The 21319-nt window shown below is 64.1% G+C and carries 13 protein-coding genes and 2 pseudogenes; 10 read left to right on the top strand and 5 right to left on the bottom strand.

The window, feature by feature from the left end:
• Window positions 1–12 precede the first annotated feature (12 nt).
• A complete protein-coding gene (locus tag NMB96_RS04980) occupies window positions 13–888 on the bottom strand; it encodes a hypothetical protein (protein ID WP_152025478.1) in 876 nt (291 codons plus the stop codon).
• 367 nt (window positions 889–1255) lie between these two features.
• On the opposite strand from NMB96_RS04980, the gene NMB96_RS04975 reads away from it, so the two are divergent.
• From NMB96_RS04975 to NMB96_RS04930, 10 genes and pseudogenes are all read left to right on the top strand, one after another.
• Window positions 1256–4372, top strand: coding sequence for a maltotransferase domain-containing protein (locus tag NMB96_RS04975; protein ID WP_255086406.1), 3117 nt, complete (start codon window positions 1256–1258; stop codon window positions 4370–4372).
• Window positions 4369–7719 (top strand): maltose alpha-D-glucosyltransferase, encoded by a 3351-nt coding sequence (treS, locus tag NMB96_RS04970; protein ID WP_023902078.1) that lies wholly within the window; start codon window positions 4369–4371, stop codon window positions 7717–7719. The genes NMB96_RS04975 and treS overlap by 4 nt, the downstream gene beginning before the upstream one ends.
• A gap of 11 nt (window positions 7720–7730) precedes the next feature.
• Window positions 7731–9914 (top strand): 1,4-alpha-glucan branching protein GlgB, encoded by a 2184-nt coding sequence (gene glgB / locus NMB96_RS04965; RefSeq protein ID WP_043889634.1) that lies wholly within the window; start codon window positions 7731–7733, stop codon window positions 9912–9914.
• A gap of 391 nt (window positions 9915–10305) precedes the next feature.
• Window positions 10306–10605 (top strand): hypothetical protein, encoded by a 300-nt coding sequence (locus NMB96_RS04960; RefSeq protein WP_043888820.1) that lies wholly within the window; start codon window positions 10306–10308, stop codon window positions 10603–10605.
• Window positions 10595–10867 (top strand): hypothetical protein, encoded by a 273-nt coding sequence (locus NMB96_RS04955; protein WP_023902081.1) that lies wholly within the window; start codon window positions 10595–10597, stop codon window positions 10865–10867. The genes NMB96_RS04960 and NMB96_RS04955 overlap by 11 nt, the downstream gene beginning before the upstream one ends.
• Window positions 10864–11538 (top strand): annotated as a pseudogene (locus NMB96_RS04950) (PepSY-associated TM helix domain-containing protein); the annotation flags it as partial. The gene NMB96_RS04955 and the pseudogene NMB96_RS04950, both read left to right, overlap by 4 nt.
• Window positions 11539–11602: 64 nt before the next feature.
• Window positions 11603–12583 (top strand): IS5 family transposase, encoded by a 981-nt coding sequence (locus NMB96_RS04945; protein ID WP_183086593.1) that lies wholly within the window; start codon window positions 11603–11605, stop codon window positions 12581–12583.
• Window positions 12584–12698: 115 nt separating this feature from the next.
• Window positions 12699–13580 (top strand): annotated as a pseudogene (locus NMB96_RS04940) (PepSY-associated TM helix domain-containing protein); the annotation flags it as partial.
• A gap of 171 nt (window positions 13581–13751) precedes the next feature.
• On the top strand, window positions 13752–14216 hold the full coding sequence (locus NMB96_RS04935) for a metallophosphoesterase family protein (protein WP_023902084.1): 465 nt from the start codon (window positions 13752–13754) through the stop codon (window positions 14214–14216).
• 267 nt (window positions 14217–14483) lie between these two features.
• Window positions 14484–15632: an aldo/keto reductase gene (locus tag NMB96_RS04930; RefSeq protein WP_183086599.1), complete on the top strand. Its 1149-nt coding sequence runs from the start codon at window positions 14484–14486 to the stop codon at window positions 15630–15632.
• A 144-nt stretch (window positions 15633–15776) separates the two neighbouring features.
• Here NMB96_RS04930 and NMB96_RS04925 read toward each other — a convergent pair whose 3' ends face one another.
• The 4 genes from NMB96_RS04925 to NMB96_RS04910 all read right to left on the bottom strand — a co-directional run bounded on the left by NMB96_RS04925 (window position 15777) and on the right by NMB96_RS04910 (window position 21235).
• Window positions 15777–16757, bottom strand: coding sequence for an IS5 family transposase (locus NMB96_RS04925; RefSeq protein WP_255084985.1), 981 nt, complete (start codon window positions 16755–16757; stop codon window positions 15777–15779).
• Between the two features lie 601 nt (window positions 16758–17358).
• Window positions 17359–18306, bottom strand: a complete 948-nt coding sequence (locus NMB96_RS04920; RefSeq protein ID WP_183086600.1) for a rhamnogalacturonan acetylesterase — start codon at window positions 18304–18306, stop codon at window positions 17359–17361.
• A gap of 200 nt (window positions 18307–18506) precedes the next feature.
• Window positions 18507–20129 carry a carboxylesterase/lipase family protein gene (locus NMB96_RS04915; protein WP_023902087.1) on the bottom strand — a complete coding sequence of 541 codons (1623 nt, stop codon included), beginning with the start codon at window positions 20127–20129 and terminating at the stop codon, window positions 18507–18509.
• Window positions 20126–21235, bottom strand: a complete 1110-nt coding sequence (locus tag NMB96_RS04910) for an alpha/beta hydrolase (RefSeq protein WP_255086405.1) — start codon at window positions 21233–21235, stop codon at window positions 20126–20128. The genes NMB96_RS04915 and NMB96_RS04910 overlap by 4 nt, the downstream gene beginning before the upstream one ends.
• Between the last annotated feature and the right edge of the window lie 84 nt (window positions 21236–21319).

Here is a 21319-nt window from a genome sequence, read left to right as displayed (position 1 = left end):
CCGACCTTCTGCTCAGCGGCACCGACCGAAGGTTCTGACGCGCGTTTGCTCCGCAATGATCAGGCGATCTTCCATCTGGCTGAGGATGAAGACCGCAGGAACGTTCTTGTTCGGCGCGTTGGCAGACGCGGTGATAATGCGCCATGTCCAGGGTGTGCGTGCCAGCAGCGTGACCGCGTTGGGCCAGAGGTCTTCGCCCTTGCCGGTCATGTGATCCCAGCCGAACTGGATGAGGTGCTTGGGGTCCGCTGTCTCGGCGTCATGGCAGGCGATCCCTGCGGTGACCCAGGCGCCTCGCAGTTGCTCGGGAAAATGGGCCTTGGGGACGTGTGGTTCATAGCTGCCAGCGCCGGTAATGCGCGTCAACGCGCCTGGCTTCCAGGTGTACGTCCAGCTGTAGCGGCCGGGGGCGGGACAGCGCTGCGACCCGTCCGGATTGGGTTGTTCCCGTTTGCAGATCGGCGAGTTCTCCTGCACGACGAACACGACCTCGATGCGGTTGCCCTGGACTGCAAGAGTCATCACTTCGCCAGGAATCTGCTCGCTGGCGTCTGGCGTGTAACCGGTCTTGCGTGCCCTGGTTTCCCATTCGTCGATCGGAGCGCTGACGTTGGGTGCCTTCCTGGGTGGGTGCTTGCGCAATACATCGATGCTGTTGGGGCAGTCGGAAGTGGAACCCGAGCAGTACGAAGAACTCAGATAGACGATCTCATCGACTCCATCCTTGTCCAGGTCGACGACCTGCACGAAGCCGGCGTAGTCGTCCTTGACGATGTCGTCGTTGACGCTGACGTCTTGCCAAAGCCCTACGATCTCTCCGGCACGACTCGGGCTCAGCCTCTGATCCTTTGCCGTTGCAACTGTGGCGGTGGCCAGCAGCGCCGCCATGATGTAGCTCCGCATCCTTGCTCTCCCTGCAGGTTGAAGCCCTAGCCTACAACGCCTGGGAATTGGCCAATGCTGTCTGATCCCTCACCACTGCCGCGCTTGTTTGATTTTCGTCAATTCCACCGACACATGAAATTCGCAGCCGGGGTGCTTGACTGCATCGGTCAAGAATCGTTGCGGAGTTGCGCATGAGTGCAGTCACGGTAGAAAGGGTCGACCAGGCCTTGAGTAGGCAGGGGTCGATCCGGACGGGAGTTGGACTGGTGCGTCGTGACCGAGCGCCGGTGGATCTGCGGGGTGGGTCGGCCCGTGTCGTTTCCTTCCTCACGGCGCGTGCGCGCGCCGTGGTCTGCTGAGGGGGGGCGCCATGCGGATCTGTGTTCTCAATGAGGCAACCGGCGAGCAGGCCGGGCTGGAGCAGCGCTGCAGGTCGGCGCGTGAGGCCGGCTTTGACCATGTGGTGCTCGCGCCGCCATTTGCACGCGACGCCGAAGGCCGGCTGAGCGAGGTCGCCACCACCGGCGAGGAAGACGCGCAGCGTCTGCGCGAGGTGGTGCAGGCCGCGCACCGCGCTGGCGTGAAGCTGCTGCTCGATGTGCGCCTGGACGAAGTCGGCGGCGCCAGTGCGGTGGTGCGCGAGAACCCGCAGTGGTTCCGTGCACGCAGCACGGCGGTGCCGGACCCGCGTCAGCCGCGTACTACGCCGGAAGTGGCAGAGGCACGTTTTGCCTATGCGCAGGAAGGCGCGGCGCTGATGGAGTGGTGGAGCGCGCGCCTGCTGGACTGGGCGGCGCAAGGTGTGGCCGGCTTCCGCCTGCTGCAGCCGCAACAGGTGCCGGCGCAGCGCTGGCGCGAGTTGATCGCACGCGTGCATGCGCAGGCGCCGGAAGTGGTGTTTGCAGCGTGGACGCCAGGCCTGGGCACTGAAGCCTTGCAGCAATTGGCCGGTGCCGGGTTCGATGCGGCGTTCTCCTCGCTCGCGTGGTGGGATGGGCGCAGCAGTTGGTTCTTCGATGAAGACACCGCATTGCGCGCACTCGCCGCCCAGGTGGTTGCGGTGCTGGATGCGCCCGATGGCAAGCGTGCGGCGACGCCTGCGCAGCACTGGCAGCTGGCGCAGGCACTGGGCGGGGCGTGGTTGTTGAACGCTGCGCAGCTGGATGCAGTGCCCTCTTCCATCCGTGCCACTGACAGCGTGCCGGCAAGCAATGCCGGCCTGCGGCTGCGCCCGCTATTGCGCGAAGCCACCGGGCTGACGGCCGTAGCGGTGGAGCCGCTCGGTGGCTTGCCCTCGTTGCTGTTGATCAATGGCGATGCCGCACATGTAGTGCCGGTGCCGGCACCGGATCTGCTGCGTCTGTTAGGCGATGCCGAAGCGTTGGTGGGCGAAGACGGCAGCACCTTGTCTGGTGCGACGCTGGAGGCGCTGGAGCCGGGCGAGGTGCGCGTGTATCGCAGTGTGCCTGCGCGGCATGTGTTGGCGGTGCCGCGCATGCGCCCGCGTGCGCAGACCGCGGCCGCGTGGCCGCGCGTGTGCATCGAATCGGTGACGCCTTCGGTCGATAACGGTCGCTTCCCGGTCAAGCGGACGGTGGGCGATCGTATCTGTGTAGAGGCCGATGCGTTCTGCGATGGGCACGACCGCATTGCAGTCGCTGTGCTGTGGCGCCCGGCCGATGCAAAGACCTGGGCCAGTGCGCCGATGCGCGCCTTGGGCAACGACCGTTGGCGTGCGGAGTTTCCGCTGGAGCGCATCGGTACCTACGAGTTCCGTGTGGAAGGCTGGCGCGATGTGTTCGCCACCTTGCATGCGGATCTGGAAAAGAAGCGCGCCGCCAACACGGTGCTGCCGGTGGATGTGCAGGAGGCGGTGGCGGTGGTGCAGGCCGCGCATGCACGCAGCAAAGGTGCATTGGCCGAGCGCTTGCAGGCCGTCCTCACCCGCATCGGTGCGCAGAGCGAGCCGTTGCAGCAGCTGGCCATCGTGCTGGAGCCGGACACCGCACAGGCGATGGCGTTGGCTGACGACAAGCCGTTCCGCTCCGAGACGCCAGTGACCTTCCGGGTGGAGTCGGAGCGCCGCGCGGCGCACTTTGCCAGTTGGTACGAATTGTTCCCGCGCTCGCAGAGCGGCGATGCGCAGCGCCATGGCACCTTCGACGATGTGATCGAACGGCTGGCGCATATCCGCGCAATGAACTTCGACGTGTTGTACATGCCGCCGATCCATCCCATCGGTGCGAAGAACCGCAAGGGACGCAACAACACGGTCACTGCCGTCGAAGGCGAGCCGGGCAGCCCGTATGCGATCGGCGCGGCCGATGGCGGGCATACCGAAGTGCACGCCGAACTCGGCGGGCTCGATGGCTTCCGCCGCCTGATCCAGGCCGCACGTGCGCATGGGCTGGAAGTGGCGCTGGATTTCGCCATCCAGTGCGCGCCGGATCACCCATGGTTGAAGGATCACAAGGACTGGTTCACCTGGCGTGCGGATGGCTCGATTCCGTATGCGGAGAACCCGCCGAAGAAATACCAGGACATCGTCAACGTCGATTTCTACGCCAGCGGTGCGGTGCCCGATCTGTGGAATACGCTGCGCGATGCGGTGCTGTTCTGGGTCAACGAGGGCGTGACGCTGTTCCGCGTGGACAACCCGCATACCAAGCCGTTCCCGTTCTGGGAGTGGTTGATTGCCGATGTGCGTGGGCGCCGCCCGGATGTGGTGTTCCTGTCGGAGGCCTTCACCCGGCCGAAGATGATGTATCGCCTGGCCAAGTGCGGCTTCTCGCAGTCCTACACCTACTTCACCTGGCGCAATCACAAGCACGAGCTGCAGGAGTATGTGGAAGAGTTGAACGAAGGCGTGCCGCGCGAATGCTTCCGCCCGCATTTCTTCGTCAACACGCCCGACATCAATCCGCAGTTCCTGCAGACCAGCGGGCGCAACGGGCATTTGATCCGCACTGCGTTGGCCACGACCTTGTCGGGGCTGTGGGGGATGTATCAGGGCTTCGAGTTGTGCGAAGCCACGCCGCTGGCGCCGGGCAAGGAAGAGTATCTGGACTCGGAGAAATTCCAGCTGCGCGCCTGGCCCGAACGTGCGCCCGGCGACATCGTCGATGAGATCACCCGCTTCAACCAGCTGCGTCGCATGCATCCCGAGCTGCAATCGCACCTGGGCACGCGGTTCTATCAGGCGCACAACGATCAGGTGCTGTACTTCGGCAAGTTCCTGGATGCCGGTTACCTCTCGCGCAGCCGCAGCATGGTGTTGGTGGCAATCAATCTGGACCCTAATGCCGCGCAGGACGCCGATATCGAAATTCCATTGTGGGAGTTGGGCCTGCCCGATCACGCCAGCGTGGCAGTGGACGATCTGTGGGACGGCCATCGCTTCACATGGCAAGGCAAGCAACAACACATCCGGTTAGAGGCGACGCGGCCGTTCGCGTTATGGCGCATCCGCGCAGGAGAGGTCGCATGAATGCAGTCCCATCGTTACAAGCCGACGCAGAACAGTCTGCGGTGGTTGCAGATCAGCTTTGGTACAAAGACGCGATCATTTATCAAGTGCACGTCAAGTCGTTCTTCGACTCCAACGACGATGGCATCGGCGATTTTCCCGGCCTGATTTCCAAACTGGATTACATCGCCGAACTCGGCGTGGACACCATCTGGTTGCTGCCGTTCTACCCCAGCCCGCGCCGCGACGACGGCTACGACATCGCTGAATACATGGCGGTGCACCCGGACTACGGCACCATTGCCGACTTCGAGCAGTTGGTGGCGCAGGCGCATGCACGCGGCATCCGCGTCGTGACCGAGCTGGTGATCAACCACACCTCCGATCAGCATTCCTGGTTCCAGCGTGCACGCAATGCGCCGGCTGGCTCGCCGGAGCGCGACTTCTATGTGTGGTCGGACACCGACCAGGAATACGAAGGCACACGGATCATCTTCTGCGATACCGAAAAGTCCAACTGGACCTGGGATCCGGTGGCCGGGCAGTACTTCTGGCACCGCTTCTATTCGCATCAGCCGGACCTCAACTTCGACAACCCCGCCGTACTGGAAGCGGTGCTGGAAGTGATGCGCTTCTGGCTGGATCGCGGCGTGGACGGCTTGCGTCTGGATGCGGTGCCGTACCTGATCGAGCGCTCCGGCACCTCCAACGAAAATCTGCCGGAAACCCACGCGATCCTGCGCAAGATCCGCGCCACCCTGGATGCCGAATACCCGGACCGCATGCTGTTGGCCGAGGCCAACATGTGGCCGGAAGACACCCAGCAATACTTCGGCCAGAACGCCGACGAATGCCATATGGCGTTCCACTTCCCGCTGATGCCGCGCATGTACATGGCGATCGCGCGCGAAGACCGCTTCCCCATCACCGACATCATGCGCCAGACCCCGGAGATTCCGGAGAGCTGCCAGTGGGCGATCTTCCTGCGTAACCACGACGAGTTGACGCTGGAAATGGTCACCGATTCGGAACGCGATTATCTGTGGCAGACCTACGCCTCCGATCGGCGCGCGCGTATCAACTTAGGCATCCGTCGCCGCCTGGCGCCGCTGCTGGAGCGCGACCGCCGCCGTATCGAATTGATGACCTCCTTGTTGCTGACCATGCCCGGCACGCCGGTGCTGTATTACGGCGATGAGATCGGCATGGGCGACAACATCCATCTGGGCGACCGCGACGGTGTGCGTACGCCGATGCAGTGGTCGATCGACCGCAATGGCGGTTTCTCGCGTGCCGACCCGGCACAGCTGGTGTTGCCGCCGGTGATGGACCCGCTGTACGGCTTCCAGGCGGTGAATGTGGAAGCGCAGATCCGCGACCAGCATTCGCTGCTGACCTGGACCCGCCGCGTGCTCAGCGTGCGCAAGCGCTACCAGGCCTTCGGCCGCGGCACCTTGCGCTTTTTGTACCCGGGCAATCGCCGCATGCTGGCCTACCTGCGTTGCTATCAGGACGAGACGGTGCTGTGCGTGGCCAATCTGTCGCATACGCTGCAGGCGGTGGAACTGGATCTGTCCGAGTTCGAAGGCCGCGTGCCGGTGGACATCATCGGTGGCGGCAGCTTCCCGCCGGTCGGCCGCCTGACCTATCTGCTCACTGTGCCGCCGTTCGGCTTCTACGCCTTCCAGCTGGTCAGCGAAGGGACCTTGCCGGATTGGCATGTGCCCACCCCGGTGCCGCTGCCGGATTACCGCACGCTGGTGTTGCGTAGCGATACCGACGAAGGCAACGCGCTGCTGCCGCATCTGTCCACATTGGAAAGCGAAATCCTGCCGGCCTGGTTGTCGGCGCGGCGCTGGTTCTCGGCCAAGGATCAGGTGCTGAAACACGTGCGTATCTCGCGTCGCACGCCGTTGCCCGGCGATGAGCCGATGAGCCTGCTGGAGCTGGAAGTAGAGCTGGAAGATGGCCGCCACGAGAGCTACATGCTGCCGATCGGCATCGTGTGGGAGCGCGACCACCCCAGCACCCTGGCCGAGCAGTTGGCACTGGCGCGTGTGCGTCAGGGCCGCGAGGTGGGTTACCTCACCGATGCGTTCGCACTCAAGCCGATGGTGCGTGGAGTGATCGATGCGCTGCGCGAGAATTCCACGCTGGAGTTCCGCGATGGCGACGATGCCTCGCAGCAGGGACAGGTGCGCTTCGAAGCGACGCCGGCGTTGGCCAAGCTGGATATTCCGCAGGATCCGGACATCCGTTGGTTGTCGGCCGAACAGAGCAACAGCTCGCTTGTGGTCGCCGACAAGGCGGTGTTCAAGCTGCTGCGGCATGTGGCCAATGGCGCCAATCCGGAGATCGAGATCGGCCGTCGTCTGACCGAAATGGGCTATGCCAACGCCGCGCCCTTGCTGGGAAGCGTCAGCCGCATCGACGCGCAGGGCACCATCACCACCATTGCGTTGCTGCAGGGCTTCATCCGCAATCAGGGCGATGCCTGGCGTTGGACGCTGGACCATCTGGCACGCAGTTTCGACGAGTACGCCACCGCGCAGACCGACGAATCGCGCGCCGAAGCCGTGGCCGGTTACGACGCGTTCGCTGCCGTGGTCGGCAAGCGTCTTGCCGAGCTGCACGAAGCCTTGTCGTGCGATACCGACGATGCGGACTTCGTGCCGCAGCGCATCGACCTGCCCGCCGCCAACGATGTGGTGGCCGGCGTTGCGCGCCAGGTCGAACAGATGTGGGACACAGTCAACGCACGCCTGGCCAGCAGCGACGATGCGATCGAACGCGACGCACTGGAAGCGGTGCTGGCCGAACGCTCGCAGCTGGAGGCCTTGCTGGCCAAGGCACCGAGCGTGCTCGCCGAGTCGTTGTTGACCCGCGTACACGGCGACTTCCACCTGGGCCAGATCCTGGTGGCGTTCGACGATGTGATCCTGATCGACTTCGAAGGCGAGCCGGCAAAGCCCTTGTCCGAACGGCGCGCCAAGGCCAGCCCGCTACGCGATGTCGCCGGTTTCCTGCGCTCGCTCGATTACGCCAGCGAAGTCTCGGCACGCGGCGAAGAAGGCACTGCCGCACGTGCGGGCGTGGGGGTGGATACGCATCTGGATGAATTCCTGGTGCAGTTCCGTCGCCGCTCCACGCAGGCATTTCTGGACGCGTACCATGCCGTGCTCGATGCCAGCACGCATCCGTGGATCGCACCGGCAGCGTTCAATGCGGCCACGCTGTTGTTCCTGGTGGAAAAGGCCTGCTACGAAGTGCGCTACGAAGCCGCCAACCGGCCCGGCTGGTTGATGGTGCCGGTGGAAGGCTTGCGACGCATCCTGCAACGCGCGCGCGCTGATGCAGGAGACACATGATGAGTGGAGTGATGACAGCAGTGACCAATCGATGGGACCCCGGCGCGACCCGCGCCCTGGCCGAGGCACGCCATGGCGATGCATTCGCCATCCTGGGCGCGCACCCGACCGACAGCGGACGGGTGCTGCGCACCTACCAACCGGGCGCCAACTACGTCAATGCAGTGCTCGACGAAGGGCAGGTCATCGCGCTGGAGGCAGGCCCGGAGCCGGGCCTGTTCGCTGGCGAGTTGCCGGCGCAAGGCGCTTATCGCCTGCGCATCGGCTGGCCCGGTGGCGAGCAGGACACCGCCGACCCGTTTGCGTTCGGGCCGCAACTCAGCGACTTCGATCTGCACCTGATCAGCGAAGGCCATCATCTGCAACTGGCCGATGCACTCGGCGCCAATGCGATCGAGGTCGATGGCGTGCGCGGCACGCGCTTTGCGGTATGGGCACCGAATGCCACACGCGTGGCGGTGGTGGGCGATTTCAATAGCTGGGACGCGCGCCGGCATCCGATGCGGCTGCGGCATCAGTCCGGCGTGTGGGAGTTGTTCGTGCCCGATGTCGGCCCTGGGGCGCATTACAAGTACCAGCTGCGCGGCCCGCATGGAAATGAGTTGCCTGCCAAGGCCGACCCGGTGGCGCGGCGTGCGGAGCTTGCTCCGGGCACCGCTTCGATCGTGGCTGACCCCACGCCGCATCAGTGGAACGACGACGGCTGGATGGCCACACGCGCACGCCGTCAGGCGCACGACGCACCGATGAGCATCTACGAGATCCACGCCGGCTCCTGGCTGCGCGAAGAAGGCGTGGACCTGGATTGGGACGGGCTTGCCGATCGCCTGATTCCGTACGTGGCCGATATGGGCTTCACGCACGTTGAGCTGATGCCGGTGACCGAACATCCGTTCGGCGGCTCGTGGGGCTATCAACCGTTGGGGCTGTTTGCGCCCACCGCGCGCTTCGGCTCGCCGGATGGCTTCGCCCGCTTCGTCGAGCGCTGCCATCGCGACGGGATCGGTGTGATCGTCGATTGGGTGCCGGCGCATTTCCCCACCGACGCACACGGCCTGGCGCATTTCGACGGCACGGCGCTGTACGAGCATGCCGACCCGCGCGAAGGCTTCCATCGCGACTGGAATACGCTGATCTACAACCACGGGCGCCGCGAGGTCTCCGGGTTCCTGATCGCCAGCGCATTGGAATTTCTGCAGCGCTTCCACGTCGACGGCCTGCGCGTGGATGCGGTGGCCTCGATGCTGTACCGCGATTACAGCCGCAATGCCGGCGAGTGGGTGCCCAACATCCACGGCGGGCGCGAGAATTACGAAACCATCGCGTTCCTGCGCCGGCTCAACGAGGTGGTGCGCGAGCATGCGCCTGGTGCGGTGATGATCGCGGAGGAATCCACCGCGTTCCCCGGTGTGACCGCCGATGTGGCGCATGGCGGGCTGGGCTTCCACTACAAGTGGAACATGGGCTGGATGCACGACACCTTGCACTACGCCGCGCTGGATCCGATCTACCGCCGTTATCACCACGGCGAGCTGACCTTCAGCATGGTCTATGCGTATTCGGAGCGCTTCGTGCTGCCGATCTCGCACGACGAAGTGGTGCACGGCAAGGGCTCGCTGCTGGGCCGTATGCCGGGCGACGATTGGCAGCGCTTCGCCAATCTGCGTGCGTATCTGGGTTTCATGTTCACCCACCCCGGGCGCAAGTTGCTGTTCATGGGCTGCGAGTTCGGCCAACCGACCGAATGGAATCATGACGGCGGCATCCCGTGGCATCTACTCGACGACCCGCGCCACCGCGGTGTGCAGACGCTGGTACGCGATCTGAATCGACTGTATGTCGAATACCCCGCGCTGCACGCCTACGACGACGATCCGTCCGGATTTGCGTGGGTGGTGGGCGATGATGCCGCCAACAGCGTGGTTGCGTTCCTGCGCAAGGGCAAGCGCGGCGATGCGCCGGTGTTGGTGGTGATCAACTTCACCCCGCTGGTGCAGCACGGTTATCGCATTGGCGTGCCGCAGAGCGGTCAATGGCGCGAAGTGTTCAATAGCGACGCCGGTATCTACGGCGGTGCCAATCTGGGCAATGGCGGTGTGGTCACTGCAGAGCAGCAATCCATGCATGGCCAGGCACAATCGCTGCCGCTGCTGTTGCCGCCGCTGGGCGTCATCGTGCTGACCCCGCACGGCTGATGCATCGCATACACCGCCGGACTGCTGGTCCGGCGGTGTGGCACCTGTTAGATTGCGCGCCGTAGAGTGGTGAACGAAACACCGCGAACGCCTTCATTGGCGCGCGGCAGTTTTGTCATCCGCTTCTTAGGCAGCCCTGGGAGGGCTGCCGGGCACAGCCGCCGCCATGCCTTCCGTCGACCGTCTTTGCGGGAGCGTTGTGCGTGGGCGTTTTGATTGCTGTGAGTGTTGGTTTGCCTGTTGAGTCCGCTTTCTGCGCTGCGCGCAACAGTGGCTGCGCGCATGCAGCGGTGTGCACGGCACAGCCACTGCGTGCGACCGCGCGATGTGGCTACCGATGTCCTGCCCGGCTTGGTGCGCTGCCTGAGCCCACCTCGACGCAGGCTTGCGCATGAGCAGCCTGATGACGTTTTTGTATCTGCTCGCCGCTGCCGCCTCGGCTTTTGCGTTTTATCTGGCAACCACGCATCAACGTCTCGTACTGCGGCGCCGATTGTCTGCGCGCCTGTTGCGCAGCGGTGGCAGCGTGTTGCTGGTGTTGTCGCTGGCCTGCGCCATCCGTGCGCTGGGTGTGTGGGCGGGCGTCTTCGCCGCTGTGACCGCGCTGATGCTGGTGGCGGTGGCGCTGCCGTATCTGGATGTCTGGCAACAGGCGCGTGCGCAACGCAGGCAGGTGCGTCATGTGGGCTAGATGGTTGGCTGCCGTGGTGCTGGGCCTGCCGCTTGCGGTCGGTGTGGTCGGCTTGTGCGCGTTGTTGCTGCCCGGGCCGCAGCAAAGCTACACGCTGGCGTGGCTGCTGCTGATGTTTCCGGTGTGGATCGGTGCAATGGCACTGCCGTTCGTGTTTCGTAGCGCAGGACGCGCCTGGATGGTCCTCGGTGGGCTGACGTTGCTGTGCTACATCGTACTCGCGGGCATCAAGGTACTTGGCTGGACGGAGTTGAGCGCATGAAAGCATCGACCTTGCGCGCGTTTCTCTCCGTGCATAGCTGGATGGGTTTGCTCGCCGGCATGGCGTTGTTTATCGCCTTCTATGCCGGTGCCATCACCGTGTTTACGCATGCGTTGAGCGACTGGCAGGCCACGCCACAGGTCACGCAAAAGACGCCAGCCGATCCGGTCGCCGCAGCGCAGGCCTTGCTGGACGCGGTGATCGCCGAGCATCCGCAGGTGGCCGAATCGTTTCTGGTGCTGCTGCCCGGTGAACACGGGCCGATTCCACGGCTGTATTGGTATGGCGCGCAGGCCGATGCCAGTGGCGGCATGCGCCAATACCAACACGCCGCCGATGGCACGCTGCAGGAGTTGCCGCAGCGCGTGGGTTTTGCCGATTTCCTTTACGACCTGCATTTCACCGCCGGACTGCCGCGGGTGTTCGGCACCTATCTGTTCGGCGTGATCAGCGTGCTGTACGGGCTGGCCCTGGTCAGCGGGGTAGTGTTGTATGCGCCGGTGTTCTTCAAGGATCTGTTCGCGCTGCGGCTGGGCCACAACCTCAAGCGCCTGTGGCAGGACGCGCACAACGTGGTCGGCATGTTGTCGCTGCCGTTCCATGTGATCTTCGCCTGGTCCGGTGCGGTGTTGTGCCTGGGCGTGTTGCTGCTGGCACCGTTTCAGTTTCTAGGGAACCTCTGAACAACGCACCACAGATACGCGACACTACCCGCCTGATGTTGAGGAGTGATCCATGCAACTGACGTTCGGTGACGCTGAGGGCCTGGGCAAGCGCAAGCAGACCCGGCGCGAGATCTTTCTGGCCGAGATGGAGCAGGTGGTTCCGTGGCAGCAACTGCTCGGTCTGATCGCGCCGCACTATCCGGTATCGGGCCGGCCAGGTCGGCAGCCGTACGCACTGGCGACGATGTTGCGGATTCATCTGCTGCAGCAGTGGTATGCGCTGAGCGATCCGGCGATGGAAGAAGCACTGCACGAGATCCCGACCTTGCGGCGGTTTGCCCAGCTCGGTGGCTTGGACAACGTTCCGGACGAGACCACGATTCTCAACTTTCGGCGCCTGCTGGAGACCCATGGCCTTGCCGCGCGGATGCTGGAAGCGGTCAACGCGCATCTGGCGCGCAAGGGCCAGAGCCTGCGGTCGGGCACGATCGTCGATGCGACGCTGATCGCGGCGCCCAGTTCGACCAAGAATGCCGACAACGCGCGCGACCCTGAGATGCATCAGACCAAGAAGGGCAATCAGTGGTATTTCGGGATGAAGGCGCACATCGGCGTGGATGAATTTTCCGGGTTGGTGCACCACGTCCATTGCACAGCCGCCAACGTCGCCGATGTCACGGTGATGCACACGTTGCTGCATGGCAAAGAAGACAGCGTGTTCGGCGATAGCGGCTACACCGGTGCGGACAAACGCGAAGAACTGCAGGCCTGCAAGGCTGCATTCTTCATCGCCGCCAGGCCCTCGACGATGCAAGCCCTCGGCAACAAACGCGAGCGTGCTCGGGAAAGACGTTGGGAACACTTCAAGGCCAGCGTGCGCGCGAAGGTGGAGCATCCATTCCGGGTGATCAAGCGCCAGTTCGGCTACACCAAGGTCCGCTATCGCGGCCTGGCCAAGAACACCGCGCAGGTGCTGACCTTGTTTGCGCTATCGAACCTGTGGATGAAGCGAAAGCAGTTACTGCCGACGATGGGGAACGTGCGCCTGTAACCCGGGCAACACCCTGCAAACGCGCCGGAAACGGCAAAAAAATCGAGGATCTGAGCGCCGTCAGCCTGGTCGATGTGGTTAGGCTCATCCTCCGATGCCGTTGATCAGACCATCCCTAGTGTTCGACGGCAAGTTGATGCAGATCCTGGAGCCGGAGTTCGAGCTCACCCCGCATGTGGCACCGGCCAAGCGTGCCGCCCCGTTACTACCGGTCGCGGTGTTGCTGGACAAGGCGCGTGCAGCCAGCCCGGGGTTTGTGCCGGAAAGCATCGGGTTTCACGATGCCGGCGATGCCAATGCGCGTGCGGAAGTCTATGGCCACCACGATCAGCGCCAGCTCAACACGCTCGGCGGCGTGGCACTGGAAGCGGCAACCGGCAATGTCTTGCGGGTGCTCGAGCCCAAGACGATGTCGGCCGGCACCGCTGCACTGCGTGGGCTGCAGGCGCTGCATTTCGGCAATTTCGGGCATGTGCCGGTGCAGTGGCTGTACTTCCTGCTGGGGCTGGGCGGTGCGTTCCTGTTCTACAGCGGCAACCTGTTGTGGATCGAGGCACGCCGCAAACGTCGCCTGGTCGATCAACCGCGCCGCACGCACGCCATGGCGCGGCTCACCGTCGGCATCTGCCTGGGCAGCGTCGCCGGCATCTCGGCCTTGTTCATCGCGGCGCGGTTTCTGCCGCAGGGACAGGAGCGTTATGTCTACTACGCGGTCTTCGCGCTCATGGTGATGTGGGCCTTGCTGCGTCCCACTGCACGCGGCGCCTACGAGGTGTTGCTGGCGTGCGCCGTACTGACGGCGTTGATTCCGGTAGCCAGCTGTTTTTCCGCGCGCGGTGTGGTGCTGCCGTGGCAGGACGCAACGGTGCTCGGCGTTGACCTGATCGCGCTTGCCTTGGCATGGACGTACTGGCAGCTGGCACGCGCGAGCAAACGGCGCGGAGTGCAGGGCGATCCGAACAGCGTCTGGGCGTGGGGAGATCGCGCCGCTCCGTGAGCGGTCGCTGTGCCTGCGCGCTGTAGTGCATTGCAGTGCTGCAATGCACAACGCGCGTGTTGCGGACCGAAGACCTGGGCCCGGTTGAGCTCAACCCACGTGTGATGACATGTATGTCACGTACGATTCTTGGCTTCTTGTCGCTGCTGACGTTTGTTTGGGTGCGTTGAAATGTCCACACCACTGCGCATTGGCCTGATCTCCGACACGCACGGCTTGCTGCGGCCGGAGGCGGTCGCCGCGTTGCAGGGCTGCGCGGCCATCATCCATGCCGGCGATGTGGGCAAGCCGGAGATCCTCACCGCGCTGCAGGCGCTGGCGCCGTTGCACGTGATCGCCGGAAACATCGACAACACGCCATGGGCAGCCGAGCTACCCGAGACGCTGGATCTGCGGATCGCAGGCGCGCGTCTCCATGTGTTGCACGATCTGAAAACGCTGGCGCCCAATGTGGCGGCAGATGTGATCGTCAGCGGTCATTCGCACCAGCCATCGGTGCATATGCGCGACGGCGTGCTGTACGTCAATCCGGGTAGCGCCGGCCCACGTCGCTTCAGCTTGCCGATCAGTGTGGGCACCTTGTGGTTGGGCGATGGCCCGCCGCGTGCGGAACTGCAAGTGCTACAGCTGCGTTGATCCAGGACAGATGCCTGCAACAGGCGGTGAGCCACGATCCAGGTGACGCGGTGCGATGGCGTGCATCTGACTTCGATACGCTCGATCCAGCATGCACTGACAGTACGAACGCAAGCTGTTGGCAACGCATGAGTTCGCCGACCTCACGCGGCATATAGGCACGCACCCGGGCTATCTGTTGAACGCTTGTGCACGTTTGAAACCCATGACCCTGTCTGCACGCATGCGGGGCCACCCTAGTGCCTCAAGTCGTCGCAAGGAGTCCTCATGAATACACGTCGCCAATTCCTCTCCGCCGCCGCTGCCGGCACCGCTGCGTTGGCCGCTGCGCCATTGTTGGCACAGTCCTCCGCGCCCGGCAGCGTGATGCCGACGCGCGGCAAAACCACCGTATCGAAGCTGCCTGCCAACGCAGCGACCAAGGGTGCGCGGTATCGCCCTGCGAGCCGTCTAGGCTTTGGTGGCGTGGCGATCGGCAATGGATTCGCAGCCACCAGCGATGCGCAGAGCGAAGCGACCCTGGCGGCGGTGTGGGAGTCGGGCGTGCGTTATTTCGATACCTCGCCGTGGTACGGGTTGGGGTTGTCGGAGCGTCGCACCGGTCATCATCTGCACAATCACGCCGCAGACGAATACGTGCTGTCGACCAAGGTCGGGCGCCTGCTCACCGCGACCGACAAACCGCCCAAGACGATGTGGCAGCAGCCCTCGCCCTTCGACTATCGCTACGACTACAGCGCCTCCGGCGTGCGCCGCTCGATCGAAGACAGCCTGCAGCGCCTGGGTGTGTCGCAGATCGATATCGCCTACATCCACGATCTGTCGCCGGAGAACGAAAAAGATCTCGGCATGCCATGGGAACAGCGCTTTGCCGAAGCGGTGAAAGGCGCCATGCCCGAGCTGAGCAAGATGCGCAAGGAAGGCCTGATCAAGGCCTGGGGTTTTGGCGTCAATCGTCCGGAACCTGCCTTGCGTGCGATCGAGGAAGCCGACCCCGACATCTTCCTGCTGGCCTGCCAGTACTCGCTGCTCGATCACGCGCGTGCACTGCACGACACCTTCCCGAAGATCGCCAAGCATGGCGCCTCGGTCGTCGTTGGCGCGCCGCTGTTGGCGGGTTATCTGGCCGGGCGCGAGCGTTATCTCTACGACGGCAGCGTGCCGGAATGGGCGCCGGCCATGCGACAGAAAGCGCTGGCCATCTGCGACCGCCACGGCGTGGATCTACGCACCGTCTCGCTGCAGTTTGCCGCTGCACCGCAAGTGGTCTCGGCGGTAATTCCGGGCGCGCGTACGGCCGAGCAGGCGCATGCGAATGCGGCGTCGATGCGCGTGGCGATTCCAGCAGCTGTGTGGGATGAACTCAAGCGCGAGCAAGTGATCGAAGCGGATGCGCCGGTGCCTGTTGTGAGCTGATGCAGCTAAGAGCGGCTAACAAAACCTAGGGATGGTCTGATCAACGGCATCGGAGGATGAGCCTAACCACATCGACCAGGCTGACGGCGCTCAGATCCTCGATTTTTTTGCCGTTTCCGGCGCGTTTGCAGGGTGTTGCCCGGGTTACAGGCGCACGTTCCCCATCGTCGGCAGTAACTGCTTTCGCTTCATCCACAGGTTCGATAGCGCAAACAAGGTCAGCACCTGCGCGGTGTTCTTGGCCAGGCCGCGATAGCGGACCTTGGTGTAGCCGAACTGGCGCTTGATCACCCGGAATGGATGCTCCACCTTCGCGCGCACGTTGGCCTTGAAGTGTTCCCAACGTCTTTCCCGAGCACGCTCGCGTTTGTTGCCGAGGGCTTGCATCGTCGAGGGCCTGGCGGCGATGAAGAATGCAGCCTTGCAGGCCTGCAGTTCTTCGCGTTTGTCCGCACCGGTGTAGCCGCTATCGCCGAACACGCTGTCTTCTTTGCCATGCAGCAACGTGTGCATCACCGTGACATCGGCGACGTTGGCGGCTGTGCAATGGACGTGGTGCACCAACCCGGAAAATTCATCCACGCCGATGTGCGCCTTCATCCCGAAATACCACTGATTGCCCTTCTTGGTCTGATGCATCTCAGGGTCGCGCGCGTTGTCGGCATTCTTGGTCGAACTGGGCGCCGCGATCAGCGTCGCATCGACGATCGTGCCCGACCGCAGGCTCTGGCCCTTGCGCGCCAGATGCGCGTTGACCGCTTCCAGCATCCGCGCGGCAAGGCCATGGGTCTCCAGCAGGCGCCGAAAGTTGAGAATCGTGGTCTCGTCCGGAACGTTGTCCAAGCCACCGAGCTGGGCAAACCGCCGCAAGGTCGGGATCTCGTGCAGTGCTTCTTCCATCGCCGGATCGCTCAGCGCATACCACTGCTGCAGCAGATGAATCCGCAACATCGTCGCCAGTGCGTACGGCTGCCGACCTGGCCGGCCCGATACCGGATAGTGCGGCGCGATCAGACCGAGCAGTTGCTGCCACGGAACCACCTGCTCCATCTCGGCCAGAAAGATCTCGCGCCGGGTCTGCTTGCGCTTGCCCAGGCCCTCAGCGTCACCGAACGTCAGTTGCATGGATCACTCCTCAACATCAGGCGGGTAGTGTCGCGTATCTGTGGTGCGTTGTTCAGAGGTTCCCTAGCGAGCGAGCGCCTGTCAGAGAGTGCAGTGGTTTTGTCGGCCGCATCTTGGTGGATGCAGTCAGAGGTCCAGATCAGACACTGAGGTGGTTGAATGCGCGGTGCCCTCACCGCTTGCGGGACACGCCGCAAGTACGTCCATGTAGGCTCGGTGGCGGCATCCATGCCGCCACACGGTCCCGCAAATCGGTGAGGACACCGCACCAGAGAGTTTGTCGGTTGCTTTCTTAAAGCTTGTCCATGGCTCGGCTTGCATTGAGAAGATGAATCAGGCGTGCCGTTATCTAAGCAACCCACGTAATGCATTGCTTGCACCATGCACACCGATCATCTCCACTGGTCCTTGCCCGCCCACCGTCGCGGGACCTTACGCGGCATGGATGCCGCGTAAGAGCCTACATGGACGTACTTGCGGCGTGTCCTGCGATGGTGGGCGGGCAAGGGCCCTGCAGCCAAGCCGCAGATCAGCCGGCCTGCAGTAGCCTGACGTGAAGTAGTTTTGTTAGCCGCTCTAGTTGATCAAATAGAGTGACGCATCAAGGAATCAACAGCGGCCGCAACGCAGGCACCTGCTTTGCCAACTCGTCGGCGACAATCGCCGCGAACAGATCCGCGCCGTCCGCACCAAGATGCGTGTAGTCGAATGCGAGTTTGGCCTGGCCCATCGGCTCGGCGCTGGCATTGTCCTGTGCAGTGGCGGGGACGCTGCCCGCTGCCGCGATTTTTGACGACGCCGACACCGGCGCATGCAATGCCTGCCCCGGTGTCTTGCCAATCGTGGTGCCCGATTGCGCGGCAATCACTTGTTCCGGATCGGCAGGGCGCTGCGCCAGCCGCATCGCCAATACCGGGCCCATGCCCTGCACCAGCGCACGGCTGCGCGCATGCAGGTCGATCAACGGCACCTGTAACTCGCGTGCAATTGCGCGTGTTGTCTCCGCCCACGGCGCCAAGTCGTCGATTAATTGGCCGCGTTCGAATTGCCGCCGCGTCAATGGCGTGACCAACACGGGGATCGCACCGGCGGCACGTGCGTCGGCGACATAACGGCGAAGATTCGCCGGGAATTCGGTCGCCAACTCGGTGGAACGCCCAGGTTTGCCGGGTTGATCGTTGTGCCCGAACTGGATCAACACATACACCTGTCGATAGCCGCCGCTGCGTAGCTCCTTCAGTGCGATCTCCCACGAGCCTTCGGCGCGATAGTTGGAGGTGCTGCGGCCACCGCGCGCCAGATTGAGGCAGCTCAGGAACGAGGTCACATGCTGCGCGCAAAAGCTCGGCCCCCAGCCACCTTGCACGGCGGTGGTGGAGTCGCCGACCAGCACGATCTTGCTGGCGGCAAAGTGCTTGCCGCTAGCGGCCACGTTAAACGCTGGCACGCTTGCAGTTGACACATCAACCGGTGACGCATCTGCAGCGTACGCAACAGGTGCAGCGATTGCTGCAAGCAAAACCAACGGTACAAGAGACGAAAAACGCATGAATCACCAATGAGGAAAGCGATCAGAAGACGAAAGGTAGTCAGAAGGCGAAAGGTGATCAGAAGACCGCAGGCAGGCAGAAGAGCGCAAGCACGATGACCCGAGCCGCGCGCTGATGGGCGCCTACACGCACGCCACGCCGTGCCGCTGCGGAGTGCGATCAGACCACGCTCGACCTCGACCTTGACCACGAAAGTCAGTCAAAACGTACCGCGTTGAATGAAAGGCGCTTGCTGATACAGCTTGCGCTCGCCACTGCGCGGATCGTGGTCGAGCCGGCTGGGTGTATCGAACAGCAACGTCTCGCGCTGCTGCAACGAATACTGTCGCCAACGCGGCAGACCACGATGATTCGGGTCGCCGCTGTGCGCGAATGCAATCAACGCCTCGCTCATCTGCTCGGCCATGCGCTGCGCATCGGCGCCATCGCCGGTGCGCGAACCCGGTTGCGCAATGGTGTCGAAGACCAGCGGAATATCCAGCGTGTGGAAGGCACCGAACTTGCCGCCATCCAGTGGCGAGCCCCAATCCAGTTGATAGACCCAGGTGGGTGCGCCTTGACGTGCGCGTGCCTCGGCTTCTTCGACCGCGCCGCGCCATGAGCGCCCTGCGGTGGTGGCCGCGAAGAACACCTCCGATGGCGAATACTGCGGATACAGCCGGCGGTATTCGGCAATCACCACCTGCGGCAGCAGATCCACGTATTGCTGGGTTTCCAGCCTGGCCGGCAGCTCGTCCCAGCTCAGCGCGAAGTTCTTCGCATCGTTGCCGAGAAACGCGCGCGTTTCGTCGCGGGTATTGCCGATCACCAGCGGAATTTTCGCCGATTGCAGCGGGGCGGTCGGCCAGAACGGATGCACCGGCACATTGCGCGCATCCAGCACCGGGCCGAAATATAACGCGCTGTTTTCCACCCGCGAGGGATCGCGCACTTGCGCGGCAGCCAGCAGCTGCGCAAGTGGTAGCGTGCGAATGCGCGCAAGCGCGCCGGGCGCAAGTTTCAATGCATCCAGCAGCAGTTGCGCGCGCTGGGTGGCCGCACGCGGGCCGGCCACGGTGACCTGCTGCCCGCTCATGGTCCACGCGCGATGGAACAGGCCGCGTGCGGCGGGCATCGCCATCAAGGTGGCGATCTTGGCGCCGCCACCGGACTGGCCGAACACGGTGACATTGCCGGCATCGCCGCCGAATTCGGCCGCGTGCTGGCGCACCCACTGCAGTGCCTGGATCAGGTCCAGCTGCCCGGCATTGCCGGAGTCGGCAAAGCTCGTATCGCCCAGCTGCGCCAGCGACAGATAGCCGAACAGGTTGAGCCGGTGGTTGACGGTGATCACCACCACATCGCCGCGCTTGCACAGGCGCACGCCGTCGTAGAGCGGATCGCTGCCTGAGCCGGTGGTGTAGCCGCCGCCGTGGATGTAGAACAGGATCGGCCGCTTGCCGCCGTCGCGCAGGCCCGGCGTCCACACGTTGAGGAACAGGCACTCCTCGCTGGTGGGTTCGCTGGCTTTGGGTTGCGGTGCAGCGGCACCGAAGGCGCTGGCATCGCGCACGCCCTGCCAGGGCGTTTCCGGCACCGGCGCCTGAAAGCGCCGCGCTGCGGTGTCGCCGCCGTACGGAATGCCCTTGAACACGCAGATACCTTGATCGCGATAACCGCGCAGTGCGCCGCCACGCACGTGTGCCAGCGGCGTACTGTCGTCGCGCGCAGGCGCTGTTGCGGCCGCGCCGACGAAACCCGGCAGCGCGGCTGCAGCCGTGGCTAACAAGCCACCACGCAGCAGCGTTCGCCGCCGCGCGTCGGGCGTGGATGGTGACGTCATTGCGCGGCGTCCTGCGCCGGTACAGATGTGGATGCAGGTGCAGCGACAGAGGCATTCGCAGTCGTCGCAGTCGAGGGCGTTTGCGCCTTGCTGACATGCGCGATCCAGGCCTGCGCCAGCTGTGGCCACGCGGCCACGGTCAGCCCGGTGCCGCTGGCGGTACCAAAACCATGGCCACCCTGCGGAAACACATGCAGCTCGCTGGGCACGCCGGCACGCAGCAACGCGTCATGCATCAACAGGCTGTTGCGCACCGACACCACCGTGTCGTCCTGCGCATGCAGCAGAAAGGTCGGCGGCGTGCGTGCATCCACATGCAGGTGCGGCGAGTACGCGCGCACCTGCGCATCGCTCGGAGTGCTGCCGAGCAGGCGTTCGCGCGAGCCCGCGTGTGCGTTGGCGCTGTCCATGTCGATCACCGGGTAGATCAGCAGTTCGAAATCCGGCCGCGCGCTCAGCGCATCGGCCGCATCCAGCTTCGGGTACACCTGCGCGGCATAGCGGGTGCCCAGGCTGGCGGCGACGTGACCGCCAGCCGAGAACCCCATCACCCCAACGCGCTGCGTGTCGATGCCGTAGCGGGCGGCGTTGGCGCGGATCAGCCGCAACGCGCGCTGCGCGTCGGCCAGCGGCACGTCGGCTCCGTTCGGATGGCCTTCGCCGGGCAGCCGATAGCGCAGCACGAACAGCGTGATCCCGGCCTGGTCGACGAAGCTGGGCACCAGCGCGCTGCCTTCGTTGTCCAGCACGATGCGCTGGTAGCCGCCGCCGGGGGTGACCAGCAGGGCAGTGCCATTTGGCTGCTTGGGCCGGTAGACCACCAGGTAAGGCGTGCTGATCTGCTGGATGTAGCGATCGGGCAGGGCAGGGTCGCTGCTGCGCTCGATGATGCGCTGCGGCTGCTTCAGCGCGTTGTCTCCTGGTGCCATCCCGCTGGGCCACAGCGCGATCCGGCTGGCCTGCTCGGCCGTGGTATCGGCACTGGGCACCTCGGCCGCAACCACCGGCCCGATCAATAGTGAGGTCGCCAGCAACACCAGCGGCAGGCACCGCCGCGCAACACTCGAAAACGCCGCAAAACCACGCGTTTGGCTTGTCTGTTCCATCCACCCCTCCCAGGGTTACTTCGCTTTGAAGGCTAACTTTGCCGCACTGCACATTGCCAATGACACCGGTTTACCATATACAGC

The organism is Xanthomonas hortorum, assembly GCF_024339125.1.
Lineage (GTDB): Bacteria > Pseudomonadota > Gammaproteobacteria > Xanthomonadales > Xanthomonadaceae > Xanthomonas > Xanthomonas hortorum.
This window is presented reverse-complemented; position numbering and strand designations above follow the sequence as displayed.

Excerpts from the sequence above, each read along its gene's own strand:
- NMB96_RS04980 (WP_152025478.1), bottom strand. The coding sequence starts at position 888 with ATGGCGGCGCTGCTGGCCACCGCCACAGTTGCAACGGCAAAGGATCAG.
- NMB96_RS04975 (WP_255086406.1), top strand. The coding sequence starts at position 1,256 with ATGCGGATCTGTGTTCTCAATGAGGCAACCGGCGAGCAGGCCGGGCTG.
- treS (WP_023902078.1), top strand. The coding sequence starts at position 4,369 with ATGAATGCAGTCCCATCGTTACAAGCCGACGCAGAACAGTCTGCGGTG.
- glgB (WP_043889634.1), top strand. The coding sequence starts at position 7,731 with ATGACAGCAGTGACCAATCGATGGGACCCCGGCGCGACCCGCGCCCTG.
- NMB96_RS04960 (WP_043888820.1), top strand. The coding sequence starts at position 10,306 with ATGAGCAGCCTGATGACGTTTTTGTATCTGCTCGCCGCTGCCGCCTCG.
- NMB96_RS04955 (WP_023902081.1), top strand. The coding sequence starts at position 10,595 with ATGTGGGCTAGATGGTTGGCTGCCGTGGTGCTGGGCCTGCCGCTTGCG.
- NMB96_RS04945 (WP_183086593.1), top strand. The coding sequence starts at position 11,603 with ATGCAACTGACGTTCGGTGACGCTGAGGGCCTGGGCAAGCGCAAGCAG.
- NMB96_RS04935 (WP_023902084.1), top strand. The coding sequence starts at position 13,752 with ATGTCCACACCACTGCGCATTGGCCTGATCTCCGACACGCACGGCTTG.
- NMB96_RS04930 (WP_183086599.1), top strand. The coding sequence starts at position 14,484 with ATGAATACACGTCGCCAATTCCTCTCCGCCGCCGCTGCCGGCACCGCT.
- NMB96_RS04925 (WP_255084985.1), bottom strand. The coding sequence starts at position 16,757 with ATGCAACTGACGTTCGGTGACGCTGAGGGCCTGGGCAAGCGCAAGCAG.
- NMB96_RS04920 (WP_183086600.1), bottom strand. The coding sequence starts at position 18,306 with ATGCGTTTTTCGTCTCTTGTACCGTTGGTTTTGCTTGCAGCAATCGCT.
- NMB96_RS04915 (WP_023902087.1), bottom strand. The coding sequence starts at position 20,129 with ATGACGTCACCATCCACGCCCGACGCGCGGCGGCGAACGCTGCTGCGT.
- NMB96_RS04910 (WP_255086405.1), bottom strand. The coding sequence starts at position 21,235 with ATGGAACAGACAAGCCAAACGCGTGGTTTTGCGGCGTTTTCGAGTGTT.